Origin of the sequence: Ruoffia tabacinasalis (assembly GCF_042652985.1) — a bacterium.
Taxonomy (GTDB): domain Bacteria; phylum Bacillota; class Bacilli; order Lactobacillales; family Aerococcaceae; genus Ruoffia; species Ruoffia tabacinasalis.
The window spans coordinates 86020-95295 of the sequence record NZ_JBHSHQ010000073.1; the positions used below are offsets into that span (position 1 = coordinate 86020).

At 38.0% G+C, this 9276-nt stretch carries 7 protein-coding genes; 6 read left to right on the forward strand and 1 reads right to left on the reverse strand.

The features are described from left to right. Positions 1-44: 44 nt before the first annotated feature. The 6 genes from pcrA (at position 45) to gatB (ending at position 8971) form a co-directional block, all read left to right on the forward strand. Entirely contained in the window at positions 45-2369 is a 2325-nt protein-coding gene (gene pcrA, locus ACFO5Y_RS11605; protein WP_197104122.1) for a DNA helicase PcrA, read from the forward strand. Positions 2370-2472: 103 nt separating this feature from the next. Further along, positions 2473-4497: an NAD-dependent DNA ligase LigA gene (gene ligA, locus ACFO5Y_RS11610; RefSeq protein ID WP_197104121.1), complete on the forward strand. Its 2025-nt coding sequence runs from the start codon at positions 2473-2475 to the stop codon at positions 4495-4497. 4 nt (positions 4498-4501) lie between these two features. After that, complete coding sequence (locus ACFO5Y_RS11615; protein WP_197104120.1) at positions 4502-5749, forward strand: CamS family sex pheromone protein; 1248 nt, start codon at positions 4502-4504, stop codon at positions 5747-5749. Positions 5750-5772: 23 nt separating this feature from the next. Next, positions 5773-6069 (forward strand): Asp-tRNA(Asn)/Glu-tRNA(Gln) amidotransferase subunit GatC, encoded by a 297-nt coding sequence (gene gatC, locus ACFO5Y_RS11620; RefSeq protein WP_197104119.1) that lies wholly within the window; start codon positions 5773-5775, stop codon positions 6067-6069. Between the two features lies 1 nt (position 6070). Continuing rightward, a complete protein-coding gene (gene gatA, locus ACFO5Y_RS11625; RefSeq protein WP_197104118.1) occupies positions 6071-7528 on the forward strand; it encodes an Asp-tRNA(Asn)/Glu-tRNA(Gln) amidotransferase subunit GatA in 1458 nt (485 codons plus the stop codon). 12 nt (positions 7529-7540) lie between these two features. Continuing rightward, positions 7541-8971 carry an Asp-tRNA(Asn)/Glu-tRNA(Gln) amidotransferase subunit GatB gene (gene gatB / locus ACFO5Y_RS11630; RefSeq protein ID WP_197104117.1) on the forward strand — a complete coding sequence of 477 codons (1431 nt, stop codon included), beginning with the start codon at positions 7541-7543 and terminating at the stop codon, positions 8969-8971. Positions 8972-9050: 79 nt separating this feature from the next. Here the strand turns inward: gatB and ACFO5Y_RS11635 are convergent. Further along, positions 9051-9276: transposase (locus tag ACFO5Y_RS11635; RefSeq protein WP_380706719.1), on the reverse strand; the 226-nt coding region annotated here is incomplete at its 5' end.

The following is a 9276-nucleotide window of genomic DNA, read 5'->3' on the forward strand; positions in this document are numbered from 1 at the left end:
TTTTTTAGAGTGAACAACCTACTAGATAAATTGGAGGTCATAATATGTCATCGTTAATCGAAAGTATTAACCGATTGAATAATAAACAACAACAAGCTGTATATACAACCGATGGGCCAGTGCTAATAGCGGCTGGAGCTGGGAGTGGAAAGACCAGCGTATTAACCCATCGGATTGCTTATTTATTAGAAGAGAAAAAAATTAAACCTTGGAATGTGTTGGCGATTACCTTTACAAATAAAGCAGCCAATGAAATGAAAAAACGTGTTGAGAAACTGGTTGGACCTGAAGCATCATCTATTTGGGTATCTACATTTCACTCGATGTGTGCACGTATTTTACGTCGAGAAGCCACTCAAATTGGCTATACACAAAACTTTTCGATTATAGACCAGGGTGAGCAACAAACGTTAATGAAACGCGTGCTAAAAGAATTAAATCTTGATAGCAAACGATTCAACTACAAAGAAATGCTTTGGGTGATTGATGCAGCCAAAAACGAAGGGCAAATGCCTGAAGCTTTTGCAGCTGAGAATACTGATTACTTAGGCAACATTCAATCGAATGTTTACAAGCTATACCAACAAAAATTAAAAACAAGTAATGCGATGGACTTTAATGATTTAATATTATTAACTGTTAAACTACTTCAAGAAAATGAAGATGTCCGTCTGTTCTATCAAAATAAATTTCAATATATTCACGTCGATGAGTACCAGGATACGAATGAGACTCAGTACTTATTGGTGAAGACATTAGCGGATTTACTGAAAAACATTTGTGTTGTTGGGGATGCTGATCAAAGTATTTATGGTTGGCGTGGAGCAAATATGGAAAATATTATGAACTTTGAGAAAGATTATCCAGATGCCAAAGTGATTTTATTAGAGCAAAATTACCGTTCAACTCAATCGATACTAAATGCAGCCAACAGCGTAATTGAAAAAAATATCAACCGTAAAGACAAAAAACTTTGGAGTGACAAAGCACAGGGGAATAAGGTTAAATTCTACTTAGCGGAATCTGACTCAGAAGAAGCAAGATATGTTATTCAACAAATCTTTGAAACGAAAGAGGATCAAAAACGTTCGAATAGTGATTACGCCATTCTTTACCGTACGCAAGCTCAATCACGTAACTTAGAGGACCAATTGTTAAAAGCTAACTTACCGTATAAGATTGTTGGAGGCTTGAAATTCTACTCACGTAAAGAAATTCAAGATACGTTAGCGTACTTAAGACTGATTGATAATTTAGCGGATAACTTAAGCTTTAACCGTATTGTCAATGTGCCAAAACGAGGAATCGGACCTACAAGTATTGCTAAATTAGCTGAATTTGCTGAAAGTTTAAACTTAGGTTGGTTTGAAGCCATTGACCAACTAGGAAACTCAAATCTATCTGCAAGTTTACAAACTAAATTTGTTCGCTTCAGTGATATGATCAAACGCTTAAGACAACAAGCAGAGTACTTAACTTTAAGTGAATTAGTTGCAGAAGTTTGGGAACAATCGGATTACAAACAAAGTCTTCAAGAAGAAGGTACTTTAGAAGCAACAAATCGATTAGAAAACTTGGACGAGTTCGCATCTGTAACGAAAGAGTTTGACCAAATGGACTTAGAGGATATTATCGAAACCGACCCTGACTTTGTTGATGAAGCAGATGGCGCTACTGAAGAACCACTGGATACACAGTCACCAAGAATTCGTCTAACTTTATTCTTAACAGAATTATCGCTTGTTTCAGATACGACGGAAGAAGAAACTGTAGACCAAATTACTTTAATGACGATGCATGCAGCTAAAGGATTAGAGTTCCCTTACGTATTCATTGTCGGAATGGAAGAAGGCTTATTCCCATTAAGTCGGGCGTCTGAAAGTGATGATGAATTAGAAGAAGAGAGACGACTCGCTTATGTTGGAATGACACGGGCCGAAGAGCAGTTATACCTAACAGCAGCTAGAAGTCGATTACTTTATGGTAGATATCAACATAATGCCCCAAGTCGATTCGTATCTGAGATAGACCAAAGTTTGATTGAGCATGTCGGTCAATCTTTCCAAACGGTTATTCGTTCTCAAAATACTAGACAGCAAGGGCGAAAACGTTCAAGCCAAGCGGCAAGAAATGTTCTATTAAGTCAACGTCCAAAAGGCGGCTCAACTGGAGCATTGAAGAAAAAAGTGACTAACAATACAGATACAAATTATATAGTCGGAGATAAAGTCGACCACCGAACTTGGGGAGTTGGAACCGTCGTTAATGTTAAAGGTTCAGGAAGTGATGCATTACTAAGCATTGCCTTCGATTCACAAGGCATTAAAGAGTTGCTGGCATCCTTTGCCCCAATAAGCAAAGTAGAGTAGAGAGTGAATGTTTTTACTGATAGAAACAGTAAAGAATGATATACTTGACGAAGAAATGAAGACTGCTATTAACGTAAATGGCTTTTTAGGAGTGATGGTATAAATGGTTCAATCGAAAGATTTAGAACAATCAAAAGAAAGACTCGAGCAGCTAAAAAGTGAGCTGAATCTTCACGCATATAATTATTATGTGCTAGACAAACCAAATATCACGGATGCAGAATACGACCAAATGTATAATGAACTGGAAAATCTTGAAAAAGCACATCCAGAATGGATTACATCTGACTCTCCGACTCAAAGAATTGGGGACCAATTATTAGAAGGTTTTACGAAAGTAGAACACGCCGAAGCGATGTATAGTTTGGGGAATGCCTTCAACGAGGAAGAAGTTGGAGCATTTATTCAACGTGTACAAAACCAAACCGAGCAAGAAGTTGAATTTATGGTCGAGTGTAAAATCGACGGCTTAGCGATTGCTTTAACTTATGAAAATGGCACCTTTGTTAGAGGAGCAACACGTGGAGATGGCACGGTTGGAGAAGATATTACTACGAATCTTCGTACCATACGTTCATTACCACTGAAGTTGAAAGAACCTGTATCTGTTGAGGTGCGTGGTGAGGCTTATATGCCAAAAGATGTGTTTAAGCAACTGAATGACGAACGCGAAGAAACAGGTGAAGTACCTTTCGCCAATCCACGTAATGCTGCCGCTGGTGGGTTAAGACAAATTGATCCAAAAGCCGTATCAAAACGTCGATTGAATATGTTCTTATATAGTGCTTTATACAATGATGATTTTGATGTAGAGTCACAAGCAGAATTATTCGAGCAATTACAATTTTTAGGATTTAGAACAAACCCATTACGAAAATTATGCAAAAATCAAACTGAAGTGATGGATTTTATTCATCAAATTGAAGAAGAACGCCATGATTTACCATATGAAATTGATGGTATCGTTATTAAAGTCAATGACGTTGCCCTACAGCAACAACTTGGTTATACCGTCAAAGCCCCAAGATGGGCGATCGCTTATAAATTCAAAGCGGATATAGCGGAAACAAAATTAAATGAAGTTGAATGGACTGTAGGGAGAACAGGTGTTGTTACACCAACAGCTGTGATGGACCCGGTTCAATTAGCTGGTTCAACAGTTCAAAGAGCATCTTTACATAATGTGGATTTAATCGAAGCATTAGACGTTCGCATTGGAGACACCGTAGAGATTCATAAGGCGGGAGATATCATCCCAGAAATCGTGAGTGTTGTTATGAGCCAACGTCCAGAAGACTCACAACCATTACCGATACCAACAACGTGTCCACGCTGTGACGCTGAATTAGTACGTATGAATGAAGAAGTTGCCCTAAGATGTGTGAATCCTTTATGTCCAGCGCAGAAGTTAGCGAAGATGATACATTTCAGCTCAAGAAATGCGATGAACATTACCGGTTTAGGTGATAAGATTATGGAACACTTAATCAATCAAGCATTGGTTTCGGATCCAAGTGACTTATACATGTTAAAACAAGAAGATTTCTTAACACTTCCTAACACAAAAGAAAAATCTGCAACAAAATATCATAACGCGATTGAAAAATCAAAAAGTAACTCTTTAGAAAGATTACTCTTTGGTTTAGGTATCCGACATGTCGGGTCAAAAGCAGCACGTTTAATTTCTGAAAAATTCAGAAAGATTGAAGCAATTCAGAAAGCATCGACTGAAGACATCGAGACCATTGATGGTATTGGACCAATGATTAGTCAAGCGATTGTTGAATATTTTGACATGGATGAATCTAACGAACTGATACAAAGATTACAAGAAGCGGGAGTTAACACAGACTACTTAGGTGTTGTGCCTGAAGAGATTGATTTGAAAGATAACTTCTTTGCCAATCAAACAGTTGTCCTTACAGGTTCGATGGAAACTTTAACTCGTGGGGAAGCCAAAAAAAGATTGGAAAACCTCGGAGCAAAAGTGACAGGAAGTGTATCAAAAAATACAAATTACTTAGTTGCTGGTGAAGCAGCCGGAAGTAAATTGACAAAAGCACAAGAGCTTGGAATTGCAATCATGAACGAAGAAACTTTTCTAGAAAAATTAAAAGAGAGCGAGTAATTACATGAATAAAAAGATAAAAATGAATGTATCTATACTACTTGCTTGCTTAATGCTAACAGGAGGCGTGACGCAAGTAAGGTCCCAAGCACAAGAAGATGAGCCGACAAACCCAGATGAAGTAACGGTTCAAACGACGACCAATCAATTATCAAGTGATTTTTATCGTGCAGTAATCATCGACGGTCAATACCAAATTGGTGCATCGGCGAGCTCAAACAATAATTTAAGTTCAGCAGCGAATAGTCGTGCGTTTGAGGAAGGCTTACTTCGAATAAGTAAACAAGTCTTTCCAACTGAGCAGTATTTTATGCAAGAAGGGCAAATTATTGATGAAGCAACGATGACAAGCTGGTTAGCGAGAGAGTCTGCAACAAATCCAGAAGGCTTGAATCCAGCTCTACCGGAAGAAGATGCAGAAACTCAATCAAGTTTAGAAGAATCACTGGCTTCAGAAGAATCCGTTGATCCAGCTGATGACCCAGAGGATGTTACAGAAGAAGGCGCAGAAGAGAACGAGCAAATCGTGACAAATGTGCAATCAACTCCGATTTATTTATCACAAGTAGCGGAGAAAAACTTAATGGTAGAGACTGAAGAAGGCTTTGCTTTAGGTGGAATTGTCCTTGGACTTGCGATGAATAGTACTTATGAATATACTGATGCTGACGGCGTGATTCACGAACAAGAAATCTCAGTAGGTGAAATGCGTGAACGTGGGAGACAATTCGCAAATATCATTGTGGGTCGTCTAAGAAACACAGAAGAATTACGTTCAGTTCCGATCGTCGTTGGTATTTACCGAACAGCTCCGAGTGATGAAGTTGTCGGTGGAACTTATGTATTAGATGGTATTTCGCGTGAAGGAAACTCGGTGACTGATTGGACAGAAAACAATGAATATCGTATTGCTTTACCAATCATCGAAGCGAGCGACCAAAGCGATCAATACGCATACTTTGATAATTTTAATAATGAAATTATTAATTTCTTCCCTAATTTAAATGGTATCTCTGGAGAGGCCTTATACATTGATGGAGGCTTAGCTTCCTTAAATGTAGAAATTGTCTCACAGTTCTATAAACAAACTGAAATTACAGCGTTGACTCAACATATTACCGATGTCTCGCAAAGAACTTTACCTGAAGGGGTAGCCATTGAAATTAAAGTCATATCTGACGCTGGTGTTGAAGCCTATGTAGGCCGACCAGCAGGGGCGACACAATATCAAAGTCATATTTTCAAAAAATAAACTGATAAGGAAGGATGAATTGAATGTTAAGTCAAGAACAAATTAAGCACGTCGCTAAGTTATCAAAACTTAGTTATACTGACGATGAATTAGATAACTTTGTCCCAGAATTTGGACGTATTATCGATATGGTTGAACAGTTACAAGAAGTTGATACTGAGGGAGTTAAACCAACGTATCACGGTAATCAATTAATCAACGTATTACGTGAAGACAAAGCCATCGAACGTAATAAAACAGAAGAACTACTTAAAAACGCACCATTATCTGAAGGTGGTTTTATTCAAGTACCAGCCATCTTAGAAAGTGGGGAAGTTTAATATGAATAAATATCCAACAACAATTATTGAAATTCAAGAAGGATTAAGAAATGGCGACTTTACAGCTGTTGAATTAACTGAAGCAATCTTTACATATATCGAAGAGACAGATGAGAAAGTAAATTCTTTCTTAGCTTTAAATAAAGAAGCAGCCTTAGAAGCAGCAAAAGCTGCCGATGAAGTAGGGTACGGTGAAGACGCACCATTATTAAACGGTGTGCCAATTGGGATTAAAGATAATATCGTTACTGAAGGTTTAACAACAACCGCTTCATCTAAAATGTTAGAAAACTTCAACCCAACTTATGATGCGACAGTCATTAAGAAGTTAAAAGAAGCTGGAGCTATTATTATTGGTAAATTAAACTTAGACGAATTTGCGATGGGTGGATCAACTGAGACATCTTACTTCAAAACTTCTAGAAACCCTTGGGATTTAGAACGTGTACCAGGTGGATCATCAGGTGGATCATCATCTGCTGTTGCTGCTCGCCAAGTACCAGCAAGTCTTGGTACAGATACTGGGGGAAGTGTACGTAACCCTGCAGCCTTTACTGGGATTGTAGGAATGAAACCTTCATACGGTTCAGTGTCTCGTTATGGAGCCATTGCCTTTGGTTCAAGTTTAGACCAAATTGGTCCAATGACAACGACAGTAGAAGACAATGCATTAGTATTAGAAGCGATTGCTGGTATTGATAAACTTGACGGAACAAGTCGTCCTGATACAGAATTAGATTACAGATCAAAACTTGGTCAATCAATTGAAGGTATGCGTATTGCGATTCCTAAAGAATACCAATCTGAAGCGGTCAATGAAGAAATTCGTGATGCCATTGTCAAAGCAAAAGAATACTTCATTTCTCAAGGTGCGATTGTAGATGAGGTATCATTACCCCACACACCTTACGGAATTAATGTTTACTATATTCTTTCATCTGCAGAAGCATCATCAAACTTACAACGTTTCGATGGAATTCGTTACGGTTACCGTTCTGAATCTGCAAAAACTTTAGAAGAAATCTATGTTCAATCACGTAGTGAAGGGTTCGGAGATGAAGTTAAACGTCGTATTATGTTAGGAACTTACAGTTTAAGTTCGGGCGCATTTGATAAATACTTTAAGAAAGCCGCTCAAGTAAGAACATTAATTATTGAGGACTTTATTAAAGTCTTTAGCGAGTATGACTTAATTATGGGACCAGTTACAACAAGTACTGCATTCAAGATTGGTGGCCGTATTGAGGACCCAGTTGAAATGTATGTATCAGACTTATTAACAGTTCCTGTCAACTTAGCCGGTTTACCAGCAATGTCAGTTCCAGCAGGCTTTGATAGTAACGGAATGCCTATTGGCTTACAATTAATTGGTAAACATATGAATGAATCAACACTTTACCAAGTTGCTTATGATTTTGAGAAAAATCATGATTACGTTAACCAAGTACCGGAATTTTAGGAGGGTGATATAATGAATTTTGAAACTGTCATTGGATTAGAAATCCACGTAGAGTTAAAGACTGACTCGAAAATATTTAGTACTTCACCAGCTCATTTTGGTGCAGAACCGAATAGTAACACGAATGAAAAAGACTGGGGATATCCAGGTGTCTTACCAGTATTAAATAAAGGTGCTGTAGATTACGGTATGAAAGCAGCACTAGCTTTAAACTGTGAAATTGCGCGTGAAATGAGTTTTGACCGTAAAAACTATTTCTACCCCGATAACCCAGCTGCCTACCAAATTACACAAGATGCACAACCGATTGGAACAAACGGATATATTGATATCGAAGTTGAAGGCGAACGCCGTCGTATTCGTATCAACCGTGTCCATTTAGAAGAGGATGCAGGTAAAAACACTCACGGAACAGATGGTTTCTCTTACGTTGACTTAAACCGTCAAGGTACACCATTAATCGAGATTGTTTCTGAGGCAGATATGCATTCACCAGCAGAAGCGTATGCTTACTTAGAAGCTGTTCGTGAGAAAATCTTATTTACTGAAGTTTCTGATGTTCGTATGGAAGAAGGATCACTACGTTGTGACGCAAATATCTCGCTTCGCCCATTTGGCCAAGAAGAATTTGGTACAAAAACTGAGCTTAAAAACTTAAACAGTTTTACATATGTACGTAAAGGTCTTGAACACGAAGAAGTGCGCCAAGCAAATGTATTAAGAAGTGGTGGTGTGATTGAGCAAGAAACACGTCGTTATGATGAGACAACAGGTGACACAATCTTAATGCGTACGAAAGAAGGAGCGGCAGATTACCGTTACTTCCCAGAACCAGATGTTCCGCCAATTTACATTACAGAAGAGTGGATTGCGGAAGTCAAAGAATCATTACCAGAAATGCCAGACCAAAGACGTCTACGTTATGTTAATGAATACGAATTACCAGAATATGACGCGATGGTTCTTACTCAGACAAAAGTAATGTCAGATTTCTTTGATAATACAATTGAAGAAGGTGCAGATCCTAAACAAGTATCTAACTGGTTAATGGGTGAAGTTTCAGCTCACTTAAATAAAGAACAAATCGCTTTAGAAGATACTGAATTAACACCAGTAAACTTAGCACAAATGATTAACTTAATTGCTGATGGAACAATTTCAAGTAAAATTGCTAAGAAATTATTCAAACACCTTGTTGAAAAAGGTGGCGACGCAAATAAAGTTGTTGAAGAACAAGGAATGGTTCAACTTAGTGACCCAGCTAAATTACAACCACTCATTGACGAAGCAATTGCTGCTAACCCTGGATCAGTTGAAGACTACAAGAACGGTAAAGATCGTGCTTTAGGATTCTTTGTTGGACAAATTATGAAACAAACTCGTGGTAAAGCTAATCCACAAGTTGTGAACAAACTGATTTTAGAAACTTTAGCTAACATGTAATTTTAAATTTTAAGCGTCTAAATGTCTTGTGCATTTAGGTGCTTTTTTTGCATATAATAATTTTATCTCATTTGATTTGTCAAATTAAGCTAGACAAAACTGCTTCATCTAAGTAACTCAAAAATACTTCCAACGGTGTTCGGTAGTGTAAGGATTTCCGTGGAATCGTGTTCCGTTTGTGTGCAATCGATGACACAAAGCTTTGGTCTACTTGATTAAAGTCTATTCCTTTTGTCAGTCCGTCTCTGCGTAATAAACCATTGGAATTCTCATTCAAAGCTCGCTGTGAGGGCGTTCCTGGATCG